This window comes from Streptomyces sp. NBC_01723, assembly GCF_036246005.1.
GTDB lineage: Bacteria > Actinomycetota > Actinomycetes > Streptomycetales > Streptomycetaceae > Streptomyces.
In genome coordinates this window covers 343,158-363,166 of sequence record NZ_CP109171.1, presented here as the reverse complement: position 1 = coordinate 363,166, position 20,009 = coordinate 343,158, and the positions used below count along the sequence as shown (strand labels likewise).

The 20,009-nt window shown below is 73.9% G+C and carries 21 protein-coding genes and 1 riboswitch; of the genes, 10 read left to right on the top strand and 11 right to left on the bottom strand.

What is annotated here, in order from left to right; all coding sequences use genetic code 11:
- Positions 1–9: 9 nt before the first annotated feature.
- Positions 10–582 carry a GNAT family N-acetyltransferase gene (locus OIE75_RS01655; protein ID WP_329469144.1) on the bottom strand — a complete coding sequence of 191 codons (573 nt, stop codon included), beginning with the start codon at positions 580–582 and terminating at the stop codon, positions 10–12.
- Between the two features lie 280 nt (positions 583–862).
- Here OIE75_RS01655 and cbiE point away from each other — a divergent pair, with 280 nt between their 5' ends.
- From cbiE to OIE75_RS01640, 3 genes are read left to right on the top strand one after another with little or no spacing between them, the layout of a single operon-like run.
- Positions 863–2,122, top strand: a complete 1,260-nt coding sequence (gene cbiE, locus OIE75_RS01650; protein WP_329469143.1) for a precorrin-6y C5,15-methyltransferase (decarboxylating) subunit CbiE — start codon at positions 863–865, stop codon at positions 2,120–2,122.
- On the top strand, positions 2,119–2,868 hold the full coding sequence (cobM, locus tag OIE75_RS01645; RefSeq protein WP_329469141.1) for a precorrin-4 C(11)-methyltransferase: 750 nt from the start codon (positions 2,119–2,121) through the stop codon (positions 2,866–2,868). Before cbiE ends, cobM begins: the two co-directional genes overlap by 4 nt.
- The gene (locus OIE75_RS01640) at positions 2,858–3,232 is read left to right on the top strand and encodes a glyoxalase superfamily protein (RefSeq protein ID WP_329469139.1); all 375 of its coding nucleotides are present in this window, start codon (positions 2,858–2,860) and stop codon (positions 3,230–3,232) included. The genes cobM and OIE75_RS01640 overlap by 11 nt, the downstream gene beginning before the upstream one ends.
- Before the next feature lie 16 nt (positions 3,233–3,248).
- Here OIE75_RS01640 and OIE75_RS01635 read toward each other — a convergent pair whose 3' ends face one another.
- Positions 3,249–4,367, bottom strand: coding sequence for a cobalt-precorrin-5B (C(1))-methyltransferase (locus OIE75_RS01635; protein WP_329469138.1), 1,119 nt, complete (start codon positions 4,365–4,367; stop codon positions 3,249–3,251).
- A gap of 59 nt (positions 4,368–4,426) precedes the next feature.
- Between OIE75_RS01635 and OIE75_RS01630 the strand changes: the two genes are divergently transcribed.
- Positions 4,427–5,209: a cobalt-precorrin-6A reductase gene (locus OIE75_RS01630; protein ID WP_329469136.1), complete on the top strand. Its 783-nt coding sequence runs from the start codon at positions 4,427–4,429 to the stop codon at positions 5,207–5,209.
- On the opposite strand, the gene OIE75_RS01625 is transcribed toward OIE75_RS01630, so the two are convergent.
- The 3 genes from OIE75_RS01625 to OIE75_RS01615 are packed head-to-tail and all read right to left on the bottom strand — an operon-like array spanning position 5,194 to position 8,662.
- On the bottom strand, positions 5,194–6,690 hold the full coding sequence (locus OIE75_RS01625; RefSeq protein ID WP_307008988.1) for a precorrin-2 C(20)-methyltransferase: 1,497 nt from the start codon (positions 6,688–6,690) through the stop codon (positions 5,194–5,196). The genes OIE75_RS01630 and OIE75_RS01625 overlap by 16 nt on opposite strands.
- Complete coding sequence (locus tag OIE75_RS01620; protein ID WP_122617922.1) at positions 6,687–7,358, bottom strand: precorrin-8X methylmutase; 672 nt, start codon at positions 7,356–7,358, stop codon at positions 6,687–6,689. The genes OIE75_RS01625 and OIE75_RS01620 overlap by 4 nt, the downstream gene beginning before the upstream one ends.
- On the bottom strand, positions 7,355–8,662 hold the full coding sequence (locus tag OIE75_RS01615; protein ID WP_443078266.1) for a cobalamin biosynthesis protein CobG: 1,308 nt from the start codon (positions 8,660–8,662) through the stop codon (positions 7,355–7,357). The genes OIE75_RS01620 and OIE75_RS01615 overlap by 4 nt, the downstream gene beginning before the upstream one ends.
- A gap of 55 nt (positions 8,663–8,717) precedes the next feature.
- A riboswitch (cobalamin riboswitch) is annotated at positions 8,718–8,865 on the top strand.
- Positions 8,866–8,895: 30 nt separating this feature from the next.
- On the opposite strand from OIE75_RS01615, the gene cobN reads away from it, so the two are divergent.
- Positions 8,896–12,531 carry a cobaltochelatase subunit CobN gene (cobN, locus tag OIE75_RS01610; RefSeq protein ID WP_307008985.1) on the top strand — a complete coding sequence of 1,212 codons (3,636 nt, stop codon included), beginning with the start codon at positions 8,896–8,898 and terminating at the stop codon, positions 12,529–12,531.
- Between the two features lie 66 nt (positions 12,532–12,597).
- Here the strand turns inward: cobN and OIE75_RS01605 are convergent, their stop codons facing one another.
- Together OIE75_RS01605 and OIE75_RS01600 are read right to left on the bottom strand one after the other, a co-directional pair.
- The gene (locus OIE75_RS01605; protein ID WP_307017668.1) at positions 12,598–13,218 is read right to left on the bottom strand and encodes a dihydrofolate reductase family protein; all 621 of its coding nucleotides are present in this window, start codon (positions 13,216–13,218) and stop codon (positions 12,598–12,600) included.
- Between the two features lie 25 nt (positions 13,219–13,243).
- Complete coding sequence (locus OIE75_RS01600) at positions 13,244–13,453, bottom strand: hypothetical protein (RefSeq protein ID WP_307008982.1); 210 nt, start codon at positions 13,451–13,453, stop codon at positions 13,244–13,246.
- Between the two features lie 29 nt (positions 13,454–13,482).
- On the opposite strand from OIE75_RS01600, the gene OIE75_RS01595 reads away from it, so the two are divergent.
- Complete coding sequence (locus OIE75_RS01595) at positions 13,483–14,094, top strand: DUF998 domain-containing protein (RefSeq protein ID WP_329469133.1); 612 nt, start codon at positions 13,483–13,485, stop codon at positions 14,092–14,094.
- A gap of 18 nt (positions 14,095–14,112) precedes the next feature.
- On the opposite strand, the gene OIE75_RS01590 is transcribed toward OIE75_RS01595, so the two are convergent.
- Entirely contained in the window at positions 14,113–15,576 is a 1,464-nt protein-coding gene (locus OIE75_RS01590) for an amidase (RefSeq protein ID WP_329469131.1), read from the bottom strand.
- 120 nt (positions 15,577–15,696) lie between these two features.
- On the opposite strand from OIE75_RS01590, the gene OIE75_RS01585 reads away from it, so the two are divergent.
- Positions 15,697–16,299 carry a TetR/AcrR family transcriptional regulator gene (locus OIE75_RS01585; protein ID WP_307008978.1) on the top strand — a complete coding sequence of 201 codons (603 nt, stop codon included), beginning with the start codon at positions 15,697–15,699 and terminating at the stop codon, positions 16,297–16,299.
- Positions 16,300–16,459: 160 nt separating this feature from the next.
- Here the strand turns inward: OIE75_RS01585 and OIE75_RS01580 are convergent, their stop codons facing one another.
- A complete protein-coding gene (locus tag OIE75_RS01580) occupies positions 16,460–16,726 on the bottom strand; it encodes a TetR family transcriptional regulator C-terminal domain-containing protein (protein ID WP_329469130.1) in 267 nt (88 codons plus the stop codon).
- Between OIE75_RS01580 and OIE75_RS01575 the strand changes: the two genes are divergently transcribed.
- Both OIE75_RS01575 and OIE75_RS01570 read left to right on the top strand, forming a co-directional pair.
- Positions 16,701–16,910 carry a hypothetical protein gene (locus OIE75_RS01575; RefSeq protein WP_329469128.1) on the top strand — a complete coding sequence of 70 codons (210 nt, stop codon included), beginning with the start codon at positions 16,701–16,703 and terminating at the stop codon, positions 16,908–16,910. The genes OIE75_RS01580 and OIE75_RS01575 overlap by 26 nt on opposite strands.
- A 110-nt stretch (positions 16,911–17,020) precedes the next feature.
- Positions 17,021–17,554: a GNAT family N-acetyltransferase gene (locus OIE75_RS01570; protein WP_307008973.1), complete on the top strand. Its 534-nt coding sequence runs from the start codon at positions 17,021–17,023 to the stop codon at positions 17,552–17,554.
- Positions 17,555–17,574: 20 nt separating this feature from the next.
- Here OIE75_RS01570 and OIE75_RS01565 read toward each other — a convergent pair whose 3' ends face one another.
- Entirely contained in the window at positions 17,575–18,546 is a 972-nt protein-coding gene (locus tag OIE75_RS01565; RefSeq protein ID WP_329469127.1) for a helix-turn-helix transcriptional regulator, read from the bottom strand.
- 135 nt (positions 18,547–18,681) lie between these two features.
- Here OIE75_RS01565 and OIE75_RS01560 point away from each other — a divergent pair, with 135 nt between their 5' ends.
- Positions 18,682–19,077 carry a RidA family protein gene (locus tag OIE75_RS01560; protein WP_307017666.1) on the top strand — a complete coding sequence of 132 codons (396 nt, stop codon included), beginning with the start codon at positions 18,682–18,684 and terminating at the stop codon, positions 19,075–19,077.
- A gap of 46 nt (positions 19,078–19,123) precedes the next feature.
- Here OIE75_RS01560 and OIE75_RS01555 read toward each other — a convergent pair whose 3' ends face one another.
- Positions 19,124–19,777, bottom strand: a complete 654-nt coding sequence (locus OIE75_RS01555; RefSeq protein WP_307008970.1) for a TetR/AcrR family transcriptional regulator — start codon at positions 19,775–19,777, stop codon at positions 19,124–19,126.
- Positions 19,778–20,009: the final 232 nt, after the last annotated feature.

Below are 20,009 nucleotides of genomic sequence, written 5' to 3'. Positions count from 1 at the left end.
CCAAGCGGCTCAGAGGGGAAGCGGCACCGAGAAACGGGCGGGATGGCGCGGGCCGATGAGCACGACGATGCCTCGGCCGTCGGGGGAGGGGTGGGTCGCCTGGGTCCAGCCCCGGCGGCGGTGGAAGGCGAGGGCCGGTCCGCCGCGGACCGACGTCAGCAGCCAGGCGCGTCCCCCGGGCGCGTCCTCGGTCACCGCGTCCAGCAGGCCGCCCGCGAGACCGGAGCCGCGGTCCGCTCGGCGGACGGCCAGTTCGTCGATCCCCCGGGCGCCGCACAGCCAGTCGGCGGTGCGGCCGGCGCCCAGGCCCGCCGCGGCCTGCGGGTGGCAGCGGTCGGTGGGAAAGGGCGCCGGGGTCGTCCACGCGGTGGCGAAACCGGCGACCTCCCCGTCCCGTACGGCGGTCGCCGCGGTGAACCCGGGCCGGCCCGCGTCCACCCGCAGCCGCGCCGCGAACTCCGTCGCCCTGTCCTCGTCCTCGTTCCAGGGCGGCGCGCAGAACGCGTCGACGTACACCGAACGGAGCGTTTCGATGTGCGCGAGCACCCCGGGTCCGCGGTGGACACGGATGCCGGAGGTCATCGGGCGGTCACTGGCGGTGAAGGGGGGAGGAGGGCGGCGCGAGGATCCCCCGCCCGCGCCGCCCGGTCGATGGCCGGCACCGGGCCGGAACGCATGGGCGCAAGCACGGCACTCACGCCTTCATACGCAGAACAAGCTGTTGCGAACAGTATGCAACAAGGAGGATCCGATGTGCACGGACGATGTGCACCCGAGCGGCCCTGCGCAGGTGGGCGCCCCGTAGAGTGCGTCTTCGGCAGAGCGCGTCTGCCGCCTCTCCCGGACCCCGAGGTACTCAGCAGTGACCACCGCCCACACCCCCGCACCGGCCGTCGTCGGGATCGGCGCCGACGGCTGGGAAGGGCTCGCGGACACCGCGCGAGGGACCCTGCTCGACGCGGACGTCGTGATCGGCGGCGCACGCCAACTCGATCTGCTGCCCCCGGAGTGCGGCGGGGAACGGGTCGCCTGGCCCTCCCCACTGCGGCCCGCGGTCCCCGGCCTCCTCGCCGCGCACGCCGGCCGCCGTATCGCCGTCCTGGCCAGCGGCGATCCCATGTTCTACGGCATCGGCCGCGCCCTCACCGAAGAACTCGGGCCCGGCGCCGTGCGCGTCCTGCCGCACCCCTCGTCCGTCTCCCACGCCTGCGCCCGCCTCGGCTGGCCCCTGGAGGACGTCGAGGTCGTCACGCTCGTGGGACGGCCCGCGGCCCGCCTCGCCGCCGCCCTGCACGACGGCCGGCGCCTCCTCGTGCTCAGCGCGGACGCCACCACCCCCGACGAGGTCGCCGCCCTGCTCAGGGACCGCGGCTTCGGCCCGAGCCGGATGCGGGTGCTGGAACAGCTCGGCGGCGTGCGGGAGCGCACGACGGCACCGGCCACCGCCGAGGACTGGCCGCCGCCGCACCCACCGGGCGACCCCCTCAACATCGTCGCCGTCGAGTGCCGCCGGGACCCGGAGGCCCTGCGCCTGGGCGCGGTGCCGGGCCTGCCGGACGCGGCCTACGAGCACGACGGGCAGCTCACCAAACGGCACATCCGCGCCGCCACGCTCGGCGCGCTGGCCCCCGCACCCGGCGAACTCCTGTGGGACGTCGGCGGCGGCTCCGGCTCGATCGCCGTCGAATGGATGCGTGCGCACCCCGCCTGCCGGGCGATCACCGTCGAACGGGACCCGGCCCGTGCCGAGCGCATCACCCGCAACGCCGAACGGCTCGGCGTGCCGGGTCTCCAAGTGGTGACCGGGGCCGCCCCCGAGGCGCTGGCCGGGCTGCCCCGGCCGGACGCGGTGTTCGTCGGCGGCGGCCTCACCGCCCCCGGCCTGCTGGCCGCCTGCTGGGACGCGCTGCCGGACGGCGGCCGCATGGTGGCCAACACCGTGACGCTGGAATCCGAGGCGCTGCTCGCCGACGCCCACCGCCGCCACGGCGGCGAACTGGTCCGCCTGGCCGTGGCGCACGCCGTCCCCGTGGGCGGCTTCACCGGGTGGCGGCAGGCGATGCCGGTCACCCAGTGGGCCGTGGAGAAGACCGTCGAACCATCCGCAGGAGCAGACATATGACCGTGTACTTCATCGGTGCCGGCCCCGGCGCCGCCGACCTGATCACGGTGCGCGGCGCCCGGACGCTCGCCGCCTGCCGGGTCTGCCTGTACGCGGGCAGCCTGGTGCCGCGCGAACTGCTCGCGGAGTGCCCCGCGGACGCGAGGCTGGTGGATACCGCGCAGCTCACCCTGGACGAGATCACGGCCGAACTGGTCCGCGCGCACGAGGAGGGCCACGACGTCGCCCGGCTGCACTCCGGGGACCCCTCCGTGTTCAGCGCGGTCGCGGAGCAGATGCGGCGGCTGGACGCGGCCGGGGTGCCTTACGAGGTGGTCCCGGGCGTTCCGGCCTTCGCCGCGGCGGCGGCCGCCCTGAAGCGGGAGCTGACCGTGCCGACGGTCGGGCAGACGGTCATCCTGACCCGCGTCGCCCAGCAGGCCACCGCCATGCCCGAGGGCGAGGACCTCGCCACCCTGGGCCGCAGCGGCGCGCTGATCGTGCTGCACCTCGCCGCCCGGTACGTGGACCGTGTGGTGGACGAGCTGCTGCCGCACTACGGCGCCGACTGCCCCGCCGCCGTCGTCGCCTACGCCTCCCGCCCCGACGAGCTGGTCCTCCGCGGCACGCTCGACGAGATCGCCGGGAAGGTGAAGGACGCGGGGGTGCTGCGCACGGCCGTCATCATGGTCGGGCGGACGCTCGGCGCGGAGCAGTTCCGCGACAGCCACCTGTACTCGACGGAGCGGGACCGGCATGTCTGCTGAGTCCCAGGCGGCGTCCGAAGAGGTCATCCCGATCCTGCGGGTGCGCGACGCGGCGGCGGCGGTGCGCTGGTACGCCCGGCTGGGCTTCGTCCAGCAGTGGGAGCACCGCTTCGAACCGGGGTTCCCCGTGTTCGCGGAGGTCGCCCGCGGGCGGGTCCGGCTCCATCTGTCGGAGCACGAGGGCGACGCGCGCCCGGACACCCTGATGTACCTGCGGTTCGCCGACCTCGACGCGGTCGCCGCCGAGTTCGGCGTCGTGCCCGAGGAGCAGCCCTGGGGACGGGAACTCGCCCTCAGCGATCCGGACGGCAACCGCCTGCGGGTGGGCCCGGTGCGGGACGAGACCGGCCACGCGGACGGGTAGTCCCCCTGTCCCGCGCTCAGGCCACCCCGCTGCGGCCCACCACCGTCCCCGCGCGGTCGACGCAGATCACGTCGACCGCGACCGGCGCCCCGCGCAGCACGGCCAGCGACTGGTCGCGGGCCGCCCTCGCCACCAGGTCGCCCAGCGGAACCCCGGCCGCCCGGCACAGCTGGAGGGCGGCGAGCCCGGTGTTGGCCCCCGCCACCTCGGCGGTCAGGGCCTCGTCGGCGCCGCCGCGCCGGGCGAGCCCGGCGAGGAAGCCCTTGTCGACCTGGGAGCGCCCGGAGTGCAGATCGAGGTGGCCGGCGGCGAGCTTGGAGAGCTTCGCGAAACCGCCGCACACCGTCAGGCGGTCCACGGGATGGCGGCGGACGTACTTCAGTACCGCGCCCGCGAAGTCGCCCATGTCCAGCAGCGCGTCCTCGGGCAGGCCGTACTCCTCGACGACGGTCCGCTCCGAGGTGGAGCCGGTGCACCCCGCGACATGCGTACGCCCCGCAGCACGGGCCACGTCCACCCCGCGCCGGATCGAGTCGATCCACGCCGAGCACGAGTACGGCACGACGATCCCGGTGGTGCCCAGGACGGAGAGGCCGCCGAGGATGCCGAGCCGGGGGTTCCAGGTGGAGCGGGCGATCTCCTCGCCGTCGTCGACGGAGACGGTGATCTCGACGTCACCGCCGGCGCCGTACCGCTCGGCGACCCGTGCGACGTGGTCGCGCATCAGCTGCCGGGGCACGGGGTTCACGGCCGGTTCGCCGACCGGCAGCGGCAGGCCGGGGCGGGTGACCGTGCCCACGCCCGGTCCGGCGCGGAAGACGACCCCGGACCCGGCGGGCAGACGCCGCACCGTCGCCCGGACCAGCGCCCCGTGCGTGACGTCCGGATCGTCGCCCGCGTCCTTCACGATCCCCGCCATCGCGCAGCCGTCCGTCAGCTCCTCGGCCGCGAGCGCGAAGGACGGCGTCTGGCCCCTGGGCAGCGTGATCGTCACCGGGTCGGGGAAGTCACCCGTCAGCAGCGCCGTGTACGCGGCGGTCGTCGCCGCCGTCGCGCAGGCTCCCGTGGTCCAGCCGGGTCGCAGACCGGTGTGCTTGAGTTGGGCGCCGCGACCGCCCCTGGCCTCGCCGCTCATGTCCCGCTCACTCTTGTCCCGCCAGAGGGACGAAACCGCAGAAAGGGAACGACCCTGCCGTGCACGTACTGATCCTCGGCGGCACCACGGAGGCCCGCAGGCTCGCCGAACTCCTGGCGTCCGAACACCTGCCGGGGCTCTGGGTGACGAACTCCCTGGCCGGACGGGTGGCCGCGCCCCGGATGCCGCCCGGCGAGGTGCGCGTCGGCGGCTTCGGCGGAGCCGAAGGGCTCGCCGTCTGGCTCGGCGAGCACACCGTCGACCTGCTGGTCGACGCCACCCACCCGTTCGCCGGCACCATCAGCTTCAACGCCGCTCGGGCCGCCGCCACCGCCGGGGTCCCCCTGCTCGCCCTGCGCCGCCCCGGCTGGGCGCCGGTGGCCGGGGACGACTGGCACGAGGCCGGGTCCCTCGCGGAGGCAGCCGCGCTGCTCCCCGCGCTCGGCGGGCGGGTCTTCCTCACCACCGGCCGCATGGGTCTCGCCGCCTTCGCCGGTCTGCGCGACCTGTGGTTCCTCGTGCGGTCGGTCGACGCGCCCGAGGCACCGCGTCCGCCCCGCACGGAGGTACTGCTCGACCGCGGCCCGTTCACCCTCGACGGCGAACGCGAGCTGCTGCGCCGGCACCGGATCGACGTCCTGGTCACCAAGGACAGCGGGGGAGAGGCCACCGCGCCGAAGCTGGCGGCCGCCCGTGAGGCCGGGGTGCCGGTGGTCGTGGTGCGCAGACCCCCGGTGCCCGAGGGCGTGCCGGTCGTGAGCGGGCCCGGGGAGGCGGCGATGTGGGTCCGGGAGGCACACGCGGGGCGTCGGCCGCCGGGCGCCCCTCACGTCTCCGGGTAGCGGCGGGGCGTCCACACGACCTCTTCGCCGTCGCCGCGCCGCACCACCCGCGTCTGGGACGAGCCGACCAGCAGGATCGTGCGCATGTCGACCTCGGCCGGGTCCAGGTCCGCCAGCCGCACGATCCGCACCCGCTCGCCGGAACCGCCCACGTCCCGGGCGACCACGACGGGCGTGTCCGGCGCCCGGTGCTCGAGGAGCAACTCGCGGGCCTTGCCGACCTGCCAGGTCCGGCTGCCGGAACCCGGGTTGTACAGAGCCAGCACCAGGTCGGCCCCGGCCGCGGCCCGCAGCCGCTCGGCGATGACCTCCCACGGCTTGAGCCGGTCGGACAGCGAGAGGGCGGCGTAGTCGTGCCCGAGCGGCGCCCCCGCACGGGCGGCGGCGGCGTTGGCGGCGGTCACCCCGGGCAGCACCCGCACCGGAACGTCCGCGTGCTCCTCGGCCGAGGCGGCCTCCAGCACGGCCGTGGCCATGGCGAAGACCCCGGGGTCGCCGCCGGAGACGACGGCGACCCGGCGCCCCCGCCGGGCGAGACCCAGCGCGAACTCCGCGCGCTCGGCCTCCACCTTGTTGTCCGATCCGTGGCGCCGCTGACCTGCCCGGACCGGGACACGGTCCAGGTAGGTGGTGTACCCGACCAGGTCGTCGGCGGCGGCGAGCGCGCCCCGCGTCTCGGGCGTCAGCCACAACGGGCCGGCCGGCCCGGTCCCCACGACCACGACCTCCCCGACGGCACCCGGCTCCGGCACCGGCGGCTCGGCGTCCACCTGGCTCGGCAGCACCGCCACCGAGAAGTAGGGCACGGACTCGGCCTCGACGTCCGCCAGCTCCGCGAGGCGCTCTCCCGCCATCGTGGCCCGCTCGACGTACCGCGCCTCGTCGAGCCGCCCCGACCCCTCCAGCGCGCGGCGCACCTTGGCGAAGGTACGGCCCAGCTTCATCACCACGGCCGAATCCGTCGAGGCGAGCCGGGCCGTCAGCTCCTCCTCGGGCAACGTGCCCGGCAGGATGGTCAGCACCTCCTCACCCTCGACGAGCGGCGTGCCCAGCCGGGCCGCGGCGGCGGACACGGACGTCACACCGGGGATCACCTCGGTGTCGTACCGGTCGGCGAGCCGCTTGTGCATGTGCATGTAGGAGCCGTAGAAGAGCGGGTCGCCCTCCGCGAGGACGGCGACCGTGCGGCCCGCGTCGAGGTGGGCGGCGAGCCGCGCCGAGGCCTCGGCGTAGAAGTCGTCCATGGCGCCCTGGTAGCCGCCCGGATGGTCGGTGGTCTCGACGGTGAGCGGGTAGACCAGCCGTTCCTCGACGTGGTCGGCGCGCAGGTGCCGCTCCGCGATGGAGCGGGCGATGGAGCGTCCGTGCCGGGCGCTGTGATACGCGATCACGTCCGCCTCGGCGATGGCCTCGACCGCGCGCACGGTCATCAGGGACGGGTCGCCGGGACCGAGCCCGACCCCGTACAGCTTGCCGCTCATTCTTCCTCGCTCGCGATCGCGTTGAGTGCGGCGGCGGCGATGGCGCTGCCTCCGCGACGGCCCCGGACGACCAGGTGCTCCAGGCCCGAGGGGTGGGCGGCCAGGGCGTCCTTGGACTCGGCGGCGCCGATGAAGCCGACCGGCACGCCGATGACGGCCGCGGGCCTCGGCGCGCCCTCCTCGATCATCTCCAGGAGCCGGAAGAGGGCGGTGGGCGCGTTGCCGACGGCGACCACGGAGCCCTCCAGGCGGTCGCGCCACAGCTCCAGCGCGGCGGCGCTGCGCGTGGTGCCCAGCTCCGCCGCCAGCCCCGGGACCGCCGGGTCGGAGAGGGTGCACAGCACCTCGTTGTCCGCGGGCAGCCGCTTGCGGGTCACACCGCTGGCCACCATCTGCACGTCGCAGAGGATCGGCGCACCGGCCAGCAGGGCCTCGCGGGCGCGGGCCACCACCGTGGGCGTGTGGCCGATGTCGCGCACGAGGTCGACCATGCCGCAGGCGTGGATCATCCGGACGGCGACCCGGCTGACGTCGGCGGGCAGGCCCGTGAGGTCCGCCTCCGCCCGGATCGTGGCGAAGGACTGGCGGTAGATGGCCGCTCCGTCCTTCTCGTATGCGTGCGTGGTCACGGTGCTCTTCCCGCTGCTCTCGGTCGTCGTACGGCTCATGGGGTGATCGCCGCCAGTGCGGTGGCGAGTTGGGAGGGGTCCGTCAGGACCGTGGTGCGTGTCGGGCCGCCAGGTGCGCCGACGGTGAGGCGGTAGCCGCCCTCGGGGACGGCGACCAGGTCGATCCGGTCGCCCCGCGGGTGTCCGCAACGGCGTTCGCAGCCGGACCAGTACAGGGGGAGCGGGGACCGGCTTGCGGCGGACAGGCCGCCGGCCGCGTCTGCCCGCACGTTGGCGTGGGACTTCCCGCACCCCGGGCGGCCGATGCAGGCACCGACGCGCGGCCAGGGGGAGGCGGCGTCGGTGACGAGGCCGGCGGCAAAGAGGCGGTCGAGGGCGTCGGCGGTGTCCGTCGTGCCCAGGCCCCCGACGGGTACGACGACGCCGCGCCACGGCGTCAACCGCAGTTCGGCTTCCCGCGTCGGGGCGGCGACGCGGGTCAACTCCCGCCACTGCGGGCCGGTGAGACGGCCCAGCGGGACGTGCACGCACAGGGCGTCCCCGACGAGCCCGGGAGGAGGCCCGTCCGTACGGGGCGTGTGCGTCCGCTCCTTGACGTGGGCGACTTCCGCCCCGGACAGACGGCGGTCCACCGCCCGCGTCAGGACACGGGCCGGTACGGCGAGTTCGTCCACCCGCCACACCCGCGACCCGGACTCGCGCGCGACGTCGAGGAAGGCCTCCGCCGCCAGCAGCGCCGCCCGGGACGCCTCGCCCGCGGCCACCCGCCAGGCGTCGTCCATCGAGCCCAGCGAGACCAGCGCGTGGTCGTCGCCGGCCGCCCGCACGGTGACGTCGGCGCCGAGCCCGGTCACGTCCCCGCGCCCGTCGTCGAGCGCGAACAGGAACCGGCCCGACAGCTCCCGCGCCCGGTCGCTCGCGCACAACGCGGCGTCCAGGGCCGACAGCCAGGGCCGTACGTCCCGGAGGCCGCGCCCGTCGAGGCCGGACAGCGGCGAGGCGACGATGTTGCGCACCCGTTCGTGCCCCGGCGAGGGCAGCAGCCCGGCCGCGTCCAGCAGCCCGGCGAGCTCCCCGCCGCAGCCGTCGCGCAGCCGCCGCAGTTGCACGTTGCCCCGGGACGTCAGATGAAGGTCCCCGTCGCCCAGCCGCCGGGCCGCTTCCGCCAGCGCCTCGGCCTGGACGACGCCCAGGACCCCGCCGGGTATCCGTACCCGGGCGAGGGCACCGTCGTCGGCGGCGTGCAGCCTCAGCGTCCCCGGGCAGGCGTCACCACGGTCCCGTGAGACCGCTGTGGCCTGGGAGGATATGGAAGGGAGCGCCGAGGACATGGCGGCGAGCATACCGACCATCACACCGGTGGCACCCCCCGCCCTTCTCGGCGGGACCCTTACTATGCTCCTGGGTGGATCATCCGGTCCGCCCACCGCCAGACGGCGACAGGGGAGGAAGCCGGTGTGAATCCGGCGCGGTCCCGCCACTGTGAGTCCGGCCACCCTGAGGGGCCGGACGAGTCAGGAACTCCCGCCGTCTCTCACCGCCCGGGGCGCGGACCCCGAGGAAGGGCAGACGCCGCATGCCGCATTCGTCCGGGGAGCGCGCCTCGCACCCCAGCATCCTGCTCCTGTCGACGTCCGACACCGACCTGCTGAGTGCCCGCGCCGCCACCGGTCCGGTCACCTACCGGTTCGCCAACCCCGCCCGCCTCCCGCTCGACGACCTGCCCGCCCTGCTGGAGGGCGTCGGACTGGTCGTCGTACGCCTCCTCGGCGGAGTGCGTGCCTGGCGCGAGGGTCTCGACCTGCTCCTCGCCGACGGCCGGCCCGTCGTGGTGCTCAGTGGTGAACAGGCCCCGGACGCCCAGTTGATGGAGGCCTCCACCGTCCCCGTCGGCCTCGCCGCGGAGGCGCACGCCTACCTCGCCCACGGCGGTCCCGCCAACCTGGAGCAGCTCGCCCGGTTCCTGTCCGACACCGTGCTGCTCACCGGCCACGGCTTCGACCCGCCGACGCCCGCCCCCACCTGGGGCCCGCTGGAGCGTGCGCCGCGCCCGGACGCGGACGGCCCGACCGTGGCCGTGCTCTACTACCGCGCCCACCACATGAGCGGCAACACGGACTTCGTGCACGCCCTGTGCGACGCCGTCGAGAACGCCGGCGGCCGGCCGCTGCCCCGGTACGTGGCCTCGCTGCGCGCCCCCGAGCCCGAACTCGTCGAGGACCTGCGGGCGGCCGACGCGATCGTCACCACCGTCCTCGCGGCCGGCGGCACCAAGCCCGCCGAGGCATCGGCCGGCGGTGACGACGAGTCCTGGGACGCCGGCGCGCTCACCACCCTCGACGTCCCCATCCTCCAGGCCCTGTGCCTGACCGGCTCCCGCGCCGACTGGGAGAGCAACGACGAGGGCGTCTCCCCGCTGGACGCCGCCAGCCAGATAGCCGTCCCCGAGTTCGACGGCCGCCTGATCACCGTGCCGTTCTCCTTCAAGGAGATCGACGCGGACGGCCTCCCCGCCTACGTCGCCGACCCCGAGCGCGCCGCCCGCGTCGCCGGCATCGCCGTGCGCCACGCCCGCCTGCGGCACATCCCGGCCGCCGACAAGCGCCTGGCCCTGGTCCTGTCCGCCTACCCGACCAAGCACTCCCGCATCGGAAACGCCGTCGGCCTGGACACCCCCGCCAGCGCGGTCGCCCTGCTGCGCCGACTGCGCGAGGAGGGCTACGACTTCGGTGCCGACACCGACGCCGAGGTCCCGGGCCTCGCCTCGGGCGACGGCGACGAACTGATCCGCGCGCTCATCGAGGCCGGCGGCCACGACCAGGACTGGCTCACCGAGGAACAGCTCGCCCGCAACCCGGTCCGTATCCCGGCCGCCGACTACAGGCGCTGGTACGCGACCCTGCCCGGGGAGCTGCGCACGGCCGTCGAGGAGCACTGGGGCCCCGCCCCGGGAGAGATGTTCGTCGACCGCAGCCGCAACCCGGAGGGCGACATCGTCCTCGCCGCCCTGCGCCGCGGCAACCTGCTGATCCTCATCCAGCCGCCGCGCGGCTTCGGCGAGAACCCCATCGCCATCTACCACGACCCCGACCTGCCGCCCTCCCACCACTACCTCGCCGCCTACCGCTGGATCGCCGCGCGGGCCGAGGACGGCGGCTTCGGCGCCGACGCGATGATCCACCTGGGCAAGCACGGCAACCTGGAATGGCTGCCCGGCAAGAACGCCGGCCTGTCCGCCGCCTGCGGCCCCGACGCCGCCCTCGGCGACCTGCCGCTGATCTACCCCTTCCTCGTCAACGACCCCGGCGAGGGCACCCAGGCCAAGCGCCGCGCGCACGCCACCCTCGTCGACCACCTCGTGCCGCCGATGGCCCGCGCCGACTCCTACGGCGACATCGCGCGCCTGGAGCAACTCCTCGACGAGTACGCGCAGATCGCGTCCATGGACCCGGCGAAGCTCCCGGCGATCCGCGCCCAGATCTGGACCCTGATCCAGGCCGCCAAGCTCGACCACGACCTCGGCATGCAGGACCGCCCGGACGACGACGGCTTCGACGACTTCCTGCTGCACGTCGACGGCTGGCTCTGCGAGGTCAAGGACGCCCAGATCCGCGACGGACTGCACGTCCTCGGCAACCCGCCGGCCGGCGCCGACCGCGTCAACCTCGTCCTCGCCATCCTGCGCGCCCGCCAGATCTGGGGTGGCACCACCGCCCTGCCCGGCCTGCGCGAAGCCCTCGGCCTCGACGAGTCCGCCGCCACCCGCACCACGGCCGACGCCGCCGAGGAGCAGGCCCGCGCACTGGTGCAGGCCATGGACGACGCCGGCTGGGACCCCGCCGCCGTACCGTCCGAGCACGGCGAACAGGTCGCCGCGGTACTGGAGTTCGCCGCCCGCGAGGTCGTCCCCCGGCTCGCCGCCACCACCGCCGAGATCGACCACGCCGTGCACGCCCTGAACGGCGGCTTCGTCCCCGCGGGACCGTCCGGCTCACCCCTGCGCGGCCTGGTCAACGTCCTGCCGACCGGCCGCAACTTCTACTCCGTCGACCCCAAGGCCGTACCCTCCCGCCTCGCGTGGGAGACCGGACAGGCCCTCGCGGACAGCCTCCTGGAGCGCTACCGCACCGACAACGGCGAATGGCCCACCTCCGTCGGCCTGTCCCTGTGGGGCACCAGCGCCATGCGCACCGCCGGCGACGACGTCGCGGAGGTCCTCGCGCTGCTCGGCGTGCGCCCCGTCTGGGACGACGCCTCCCGCCGCGTCACCGGCCTCGAAGCCATCCCCTGCGAGGAGCTGGGCCGCCCGCGCATCGACGTCACCCTGCGCATCTCCGGCTTCTTCCGCGACGCGTTCCCGCACACCGTGGGCCTCCTCGACGACGCGGTACGGCTCGCCGCCTCCCTGGAGGAACCGGCCGAGGCCAACCACGTCCGCGCCCACGTCCAGGCCGACCTCGCCGAACACGGCGACGAACGCCGTGCCACCACTCGCATCTTCGGCTCCCGCCCCGGCACCTACGGGGCCGGTCTGCTCCAGCTCATCGACTCCCGCGACTGGCGCACCGACGCCGACCTCGCCGAGGTCTACAGCGTCTGGGGAGGCTACGCCTACGGCCGCGAACTCGACGGCCGCCCGGCGCGCGACGAGATGGAGACGGCGTACAAGCGGATCGCGGTGGCGGCCAAGAACACGGACACCCGCGAGCACGACATCGCCGACTCCGACGACTACTTCCAGTACCACGGAGGCATGGTCGCCACCGTCCGCGCCCTGCGCGGCACCGCGCCCGAGGCGTACATCGGCGACTCCACCCGCCCGGAGACGGTCCGCACCCGCACCCTGGTGGAGGAGACCTCCCGCGTCTTCCGCGCCCGCGTGGTCAACCCCAAGTGGATCGAGGCGATGCGCCGCCACGGTTACAAGGGCGCCTTCGAACTCGCCGCCACCGTCGACTACCTCTTCGGCTACGACGCCACCACGGGTGTGGTCGCGGACTGGATGTACGACAAGCTCACCGAGGCGTACGTCCTGGACCCCGTCAACCGCGAGTTCCTCCAGCAGGCCAACCCCTGGGCCCTGCACGGCATCGCCGAGCGCCTGCTGGAGGCGGAGTCGCGCGGCATGTGGGAGAAGCCCGACCCGGCCGTCCTGGAAGCCCTGCGGCAGGTGTACCTGGAGACCGAGGGCGATCTGGAGGGGGAGGACTGACACCCCGTCGGGGGACAAGGAGTGGGTCTCCGGCCGGGAACTCCACCCGGCCGGAGGCCCACCGCGTCAGGAGCGCACGCGGTAGGTCACGTGCGTGACCTGGGGCGCCGCGCGTGAGGCCACCTGCTCCAGCCTGAGCGGCGGGACACCTTCGAAGAGCCGGGTGCCGGCGCCGAGCGTGAACGGCACGACGTGCAGCCTCAGCTCCTCGATCAGGCCGGCCGCGAGGTACTGGTTGACGGTGGTGGCCCCGCCCTGGACCTGCACGTCGCCGCCGCCTGCCGCCGCCCGCGCCTGGGCGAGCGCCGACTCGATCCCGTCGGTGACGAAGTGGTACGTCGTGCCCCCGGCCATCGCCTGCGGGTCGCGCGCGTGGTGAGTGAGGACGAACACCGGGGCGTGGAAGGGCGGATCGTCGCCCCACCAGCCGTTCCACGGACGGTCCCACTCACCCCGCACGGGCCCGAACATGTTGCGTCCCATGATGAACGCCTTGGCGGCGGCCATCCGGTCCAGCTCGGCCCTGTTCTCGTCGGGCGTGTCGAACATCCAGGCGTGCAGCTTCTCGCCCGTGCCGTCCCCGCCGTCGTCACCGAACGGGCGTTCCTCATTCTGGCCGTGCCCGGCCGAGTACCCGTCGGCCGTGACCGTGATGTCGCAGATCACCTTGCCCGCGTGTGTGGTGATGGCTCTCTCCTCGTCGTGAGGGCCGCTACCTCCGTACCGACCAGACCTCCGGACCACCGCCGCGCCATTCGATCAAGTCCGAGGTCTCCACGTCGACGTCCTCCAGACCGGCCCGCCGCAGGAACTCCTCGACATCCCGCACGCCGTACGCCAGTCCGAGAATCTCGCCGTCCGCACGGACCCGCCGACCGCCGCTGGGCGACGGCCGGCCCACCACCACGGGACGCCTGGCCATGCCTCCAGGTTCCGCTTTAATCTTGTTTGATGCGACTTGTCCCCAGATGGGTCCTGCTCACCTCAGGGTGCGCGCCCGTCCTGCTGATCGGAGGCTGGACGGGCGCGGCGCTGTTCGAAGGGCCTGCCTACGACCCCGTGTCCCAGACGATCAGCGTCCTGGGAGCCTACGGGGCCCCGGGATTCTGGGTGATGTCGGCGGCGTTCCTCGCCCTGGGTGCCTGCCATCTGCTGACCGCCTGGGGGCTGCGGGCCGCCGCCACCGCCGGCCGGGTGGCCCTGGCCGGCGGCGGTCTCGCCGCCCTGGGTGTGGTGGTGCTTCCCGCGCCGAGCAGCGGGGGATCCCTGCGCCACGGCGCGGTGACGGTCATCGGATTCACCCTGCTGGCGGTGTGGCCGGTCCTCGCCGCCAACGGTGGTTCGGCCGCCCCGTGGGCGCTGCGGCTGATGCCCTCGGTCACGGTGACGGCCTTGATGGCGGTCGGTGGGGCGTGGTTCCTGATCGAGATGCACCGGCAGGGTGACGCCGGCCTCGCGGAGCGGGTCGTGACCGGCGTCCAGTCGCTGTGGCCGTTGGTCGTGGCCGCCTCCTGCCTCCACCACGCCGGGAACCGGGTGCGGCAGGCATCGGGAGGCCCGTAGTCCGCGGGGCGGTCGGGGTCACAGGGAGGTGCCGCGGCCGGGATGGCTCCCGGCCCGGACCACGGGGGTGCGGTCCGCCCACGGCTGGGCCCGTTCGAGTTGCCCCGCGAGGCGGAAGAGCAGGTCCTCGCGTCCGTGATCGGCGGCGAACTGCATGCCGATCGGCAGCCCCGTGCCGGGGTCGGCGGTCAGCGGCACGGACATGGCGGGGTTGCCGGCCACGTTGAACGCCAGGGTGAACGGCGAACGGTCGTTGAGCCGGTCGATCCAGCCGGCTCCGTCCAGCGCCGACGCATCCTCGGTGTAGGTGCCCAGCGGCATCGGAAGCTCCGGGAGCGTGGGAGTGAGGAGGACGTCGTGGGTGGCGAAGTACCGCCCCAGGCTCCGCGCGACCGCGTTGCGTATCGCGAGGGCGGCGACGAGTTCGGGGCCGCTGACGCGCTGTCCGTAGTGGTAGCTCGTGAGGGTGGCCGGTTCGAGCGTGGAGGTGTCGGCCGGGAGTCCGAAGGCGGTGGCCACGGCGTCGACCGTGGCGGCGAGGTTGGCCGTGAACAGCCGGGCGGTGGCCGACAGGAACTCCTCCCAGTCCGCTCCGAGACCGACCGTGGCCTCCTCCACCGTGTGGCCGAGCGATTCGAGCAGCCGCACGGTGCGGGTGAGCGCGTCGGCCACCGGCGGGGCGGTGCGACGGCCGCCCCAGGCCTGGGTGAGGACGCCGATCCGCAGCACGCCCGGCGCACGGGTGACTTCCTCCAGGTAGGGGCGGGAAGGCTGTCGGGCGGCGTAGGGGTCGCCGGGTTCCGGTCCCAGGATGCGGTCGAGCAGCGCCGCGCTGTCACGGACGGTCCGGCTCACGCCGCCCTGCACGGCGAGGCCGTTGAAGGTCTCGTCGGCGTCGGGGCCCAGGGAGACGCGGCCGCGGGTGGGCTTCAGACCGAAGAGTCCGTTGCAGGCGGCGGGAATCCGCAGCGAGCCGGCGGCGTCGGTGGCGTGGGCGAGCGGCACGACCCCGGCTGCGACGGCCGCGCCCGCACCCCCGCTGGAGCCGCCCGCGCTGCGCTCCAGGTCCCACGGATTGCGGGTCGGACCGTACAGCACGGGCTCCGTGGTGATGCTGTAGGCCAGTTCCGGCGTCGCGGTACGGCCGAACGTCACGAGGCCGGCGCGGCGGAAGCGCCGCATCAGGAAGGAGTCGGCGGGGGCGACGTTCCCGGCCGCGAGGCGGCTGCCCAGCTCCGAGCGCCTCCCGGCCATGGTGACCCCGATGTCCTTGATCAGGAAGGGCACCCCGGCCAGCGGCGTGCCGCCCGGAACCGGCTCGTCGTCGGTGGGCCAGGTCTCCACGACGGCGTTGACCCGCCCGTTGACCTCGAGCGTGGCCTCGCGTGCGGCGTCCTCGAGTTCGGCGGGGGTCACCTCGCCCCGGGCCACCAGCAGCGCGAGGCCGACCGCGTCGAGACGCACGTACTCGTTCACTTTCATCGTCACTCCAGAGCAGAGATCGGTACCGTACGGTCCCGGATGATACTCAACGGTATCGCTCGGAACGGGCTGGTACCGTAGCAGGGGGCGAGAGAGCCGAACGAATGCCGCGGAGGAGTCATGACGTCGACCGTCAGAAGGCCGAGCAGGGTGGCGAAGCTGCCCCCTCGCGAGCGCATCCTCGACGCGGCCGAGGAACTCTTCCAGGGTGAGGGGATCCGGCGCGTGAGCGTCCAGGCCATCGCCGACAAGGCCGAGACCACCAAGATGGCGGTCTACCGGCACTTCGCGACCAAGGATGCCCTCGTGGCGGAGTGGCTGCGGATCGTCGCCGCCGACTACCAGGCCGCCTTCGACCGCGTCGAGGCCGACCATCCCGGCCGGCCGAGGGAGCAGATCATGGGCCTGGCCCGCTTCATCGCCGAGGGGCTCCCGGCGATCTCGCACCGGGGCTGCCCCTTCGTCAACTCCCTCGCCGAACTCCCCGACCGTGCCCACCCCGCACGGCAGGTGATCGAGGAGCACAAGGCCCGCCAGACGCGCAGGCTGACCGCCATGTGCGTCGAGGCCGGTATGACGGACCCGGAACAGACCGCGGCCCAGATCACCTTCCTCCTCGAAGGCGCCCAGGTCAGCACGCAGAACGGAAGCATCGACCGGGCGGGGGACCGGCTGCTGACGATCGTCGAGGGGATCGTCGACCCGCACGCCTCCCTCGGCTGAGGGGGCGGTGGCTCAGCCCGCCGGGGCGGTCGCCCTCCCGCCGGCCCGAAAGGCCGGGGGGCCGGGGAAGTGGTGGCGGTGCGACTCGTGATCCACGCGGAAGACGTCAGCCGCTTCACCCACTGACCCCCTGGCACGGCACGTCCCGGCTTCCGGGGCGTCAGGAGAGCGGCCAGGTGCGCAGGAAGGCGTCGGCCGCCTCCTGCAGCTCGTCGCGGCAGACGCCGCTCGCGGCCTGTACGGCGAGGCCGGACGCGAAGGTGGTGAGGCAGCGGGCCAGCAGCCCCGGATCGGTCTCCGGAGGCAGGTCGCCCTCGTCGACGGATCGCCGGAACCGGTCGCGGACGGACGAGTGGCCGTCGTTGCGCCAGGCGACGAGCAGCTCACGGACCTCACGCCCGGTGTCGCTGGCGGTCCAGTACGCCAAGTCGCAGCCGGGCGTCGGGTTCAACGCGATCGAGCCCGGCTTCACCGCCACCGACATGACCGCGGGGTTCGAAGGCGGCCGGACACCGCAGGAGAGCGCCAGGACCATCGTGCGGCTGGCGACGCTGGGCGCGGACGGTCCGACGGGGGCCTTCCAGGACGAGAACGGGGAGTTGCGCTGGTAGGCGCGCCGTGACGCGACGTAGGTGCCCGACCTGATCCGCTGCCACGCTCCCTCTCGGCCGGCCCGGGAAATCGAATTGCTTCGCAAGGCACGGCTGGCTTGGCTGAGCGCATGACCGAACTGCGTACCGATCGCCTCGTCCTCCGCCGCTGGCGCGACTCCGACCTCGCGCCGTGGGCGGCGATGAACGCCGATCCCGAGGTGCGAGAGCACCTGGGCGAACCGCTCACCCGTGAACAGAGTGACGCCTCCGTCGCCGGCTTCCGGGCCGATTTCGAGCGGCGGGGTTACGGATGGTGGGCCGTCGAGGTCCGGGCCACGGGCGAGTTCATCGGCTTCGCGGGACTGGACGAGGTGGAGGACGGGCTGCCGTTCACCGGTGTGGAGATCGGCTGGCGGCTCGCCCGGTCGGCCTGGGGCCGGGGTTACGCCGGCGAGGCCGCGCGGGCCGTGCTGGCCCATGGCTTCGAGGTCCTGGACCTGCCCGAGATCCTCGCCGTGACCACGGCCGCCAACGTCCGTTCCCAGGCGGTGATGCGCAGGATCGGCATGACCCGGGACCCGGCCGGCGACTTCGACGACCCGGATGCGCCCGAGGGCCCCCTGCGTCCGAACGTGCTGTTCCGCATCGCTCGCGACGGCTGAGGAACCCCCGGTCCTCCGGCTCACGTGTCCTCGTAACGGGCGACGATCGCGGCGGCGCGGTCGCGCAGGGCGGTCCGCAAGGACCGCGGGGCCAGGGCTTCCGCGTCCGTACCGAGCTGCCACAGCGCCCACTCGGCGTGCCGGGTGTCCTGGAACGTCACCTCCAGCCGCAGCCGGCCGTCCGCGTCGGGTTCCTCCGCGCGGACGGCCAGCGCGGTGTCCAGCAGCTCCTCGCGCCGCGCCGGGCCCACCCGTACCAGCACGGTGACGTGGTCGCCGCTGGAGAGAAACCGCGCGGAGCGTTCCCGCCAGATCCGGTCCAGATCGACCCGGTCCGGCCGCTCCGCGGTTTCGGGGAGTTCCTCGGCGGCCTGCATCCGGGACAGCCGGTACGTGCGGTCCGCGCCCGATCTCGTGGCCAGCAGGTAGCTCTGGCCGCGCACGGTGACCAGGCCGATCGGGTCGACCGTGCGCCACTTCGGGCTCTGGTCCACCGCCGCGTAGTGGATACGCAGCTTGTGTCCGGCGAGCACCGCGCGCCGGACCTCGATCATCGTGGTGCCGGACACCTGCTCGGTCGGCAGCCGACGGGAGAGCAGGTCGGTCTGCGGGTCGACGAGGAACCTCTGTGCCGCGTCGCTCGCGGTGGTCCGGTGGTTCTCGGGCAGCGAGTCGACCACCTTGCGCAGGGCCGAAGCAAGCGCCGGGCCGAGGCCGAACAGCGGCTCGCCGCGGCTCGATCCGGTGGTCAGCAGGGCGAGGGTCTCGTCGTGGTTGAGGCCGGTGAGCTCGGTCCGGAAGCCGGGTGCCAGCCCGAAACCGCCGTGCCGGCCGCGTTCGGCGTAGACCGGGACGCCGGCCGTGGACAGCGCCTCGATGTCGCGCAGCACGGTGCGGGTGGACACCTCCAGCTCGCGAGCGAGCGTGTCCGCGGTCAACCGGCCGCGCTGACGCAGCAGGAGCACCAGTGAGACCAACCGGTCGGCGCGCACCCGGGAACTCTATCCGAATACATGACCATCGGTGTCGTGATTCGCTGGCACGCTGGCCGGTACGACGTCGAAGCCGGCGACAGCCCGGCCGACGGTCTCCGTACCCCCGATGAACCGAATGGAGCTGACGTGGCAGTGGAACGCACCGCGGTCAACCCGGTGACCTGGTCGAAGGAACTGGGATTCCACCAGGGGGAGGTCGTCTCCGGGCACACCCGGACCCTGTACATCTCGGGCCAGACCGCGATGAACGGCGACGGCGAGCCCCAGCATGACGGCGACATGGCCGCGCAGTTGGCGCTGAGTGTCGACAACCTGGAGGCGGTGCTCGGCGAGGCGGGCATGTCCCTCGCGAACCTGGTCCGGCTCAACGTCTACACGACCGACGTCGATCTCCTGCTCCCGCACTACGGCGTGCTGGCAGCGCGGTTGGGCGCCGCAGGGGTGGCGCCCACCTCCACGATGCTCGGCGTCTCCCGGCTGGCGATCCCCGGCCAGCTCGTCGAGCTGGAGGGAACCGCCGTCGCGTGACGTGACCTCGCCGAGCGCCCCCTGCTGGTCGCGCCGGACGCCGGACTCAGGTGGAGAAGCGCTCCGGAGCCAGCGTGGCCAGCAGGGAGCGGATCACCAGGTCCGTCGAGGCCGCCATCTCGACGGAGTCGGGGTCGAGCAGCCACTGGACCTGGAGTCCGTCCATGACGGCGATGATCGCGTTCGCCGCGTCGTGCACGCGGGCCGCGTCCGACTCCGCCAGGCCGCAGGCCTCGGTCAGCGCGTCGGTGACGAAGGCGCGCAGTCCGGTGTAGCGGTCGCGGAAGTAGGCCTGCGCGGGGTGCTGTTCGGTGACGGACTCCGCGGAGAGGACCGCGTAGAGCCGGACGAGACCCTCCCGTTCGGCGTTGCGCAGGGCGGTGTCGACGAGGTGGCGCAGAAAGGCGATGCCGCGCGGGCGCTCGGGGCCCAGTTGCTCGATGTCTCCCTGGTCGCGCAGTTCGAGGACGCTGGTGAGCAGCAGCGCCTTGGAGCGGAAGTAGTGCAGGACGCCGGCCTGGGTCAGTCCGGCGCGGTCCGCGATCTCCGCCAGGGAGGCGTTGTGGTAGCCGCGGGCGGCGAAGGTGTCGGTGGCGATCTCCAGGATGTCCTGCTGGCGCCGCCGGGCCTCGGGGCTGCGTGGTGTGCGGGGCCCGGCCTTGGGTCTGCGCGTGGGCCTGCCCACTGATTGGTCGCTCACGTGCGACAGCCTACGTTCCGTCAGACGGCCCGATCGGTGGTCTTCGAACGGATCGCGCGAGTGTGACACACACCACTTACTAAGTGCTTAGTAGGTGTGCTTTCATGGCGCCGTCATTCAGCTGAGGCTCCGTTCTCCGTGCCGGGTGCCGACCGGCTGGGCCGCTCCTCCGCACCGCCGTTCCAGGCCGCCGGCACGCCCCGCTCCCCACCGAAGCGAAGGAGATCCGCAC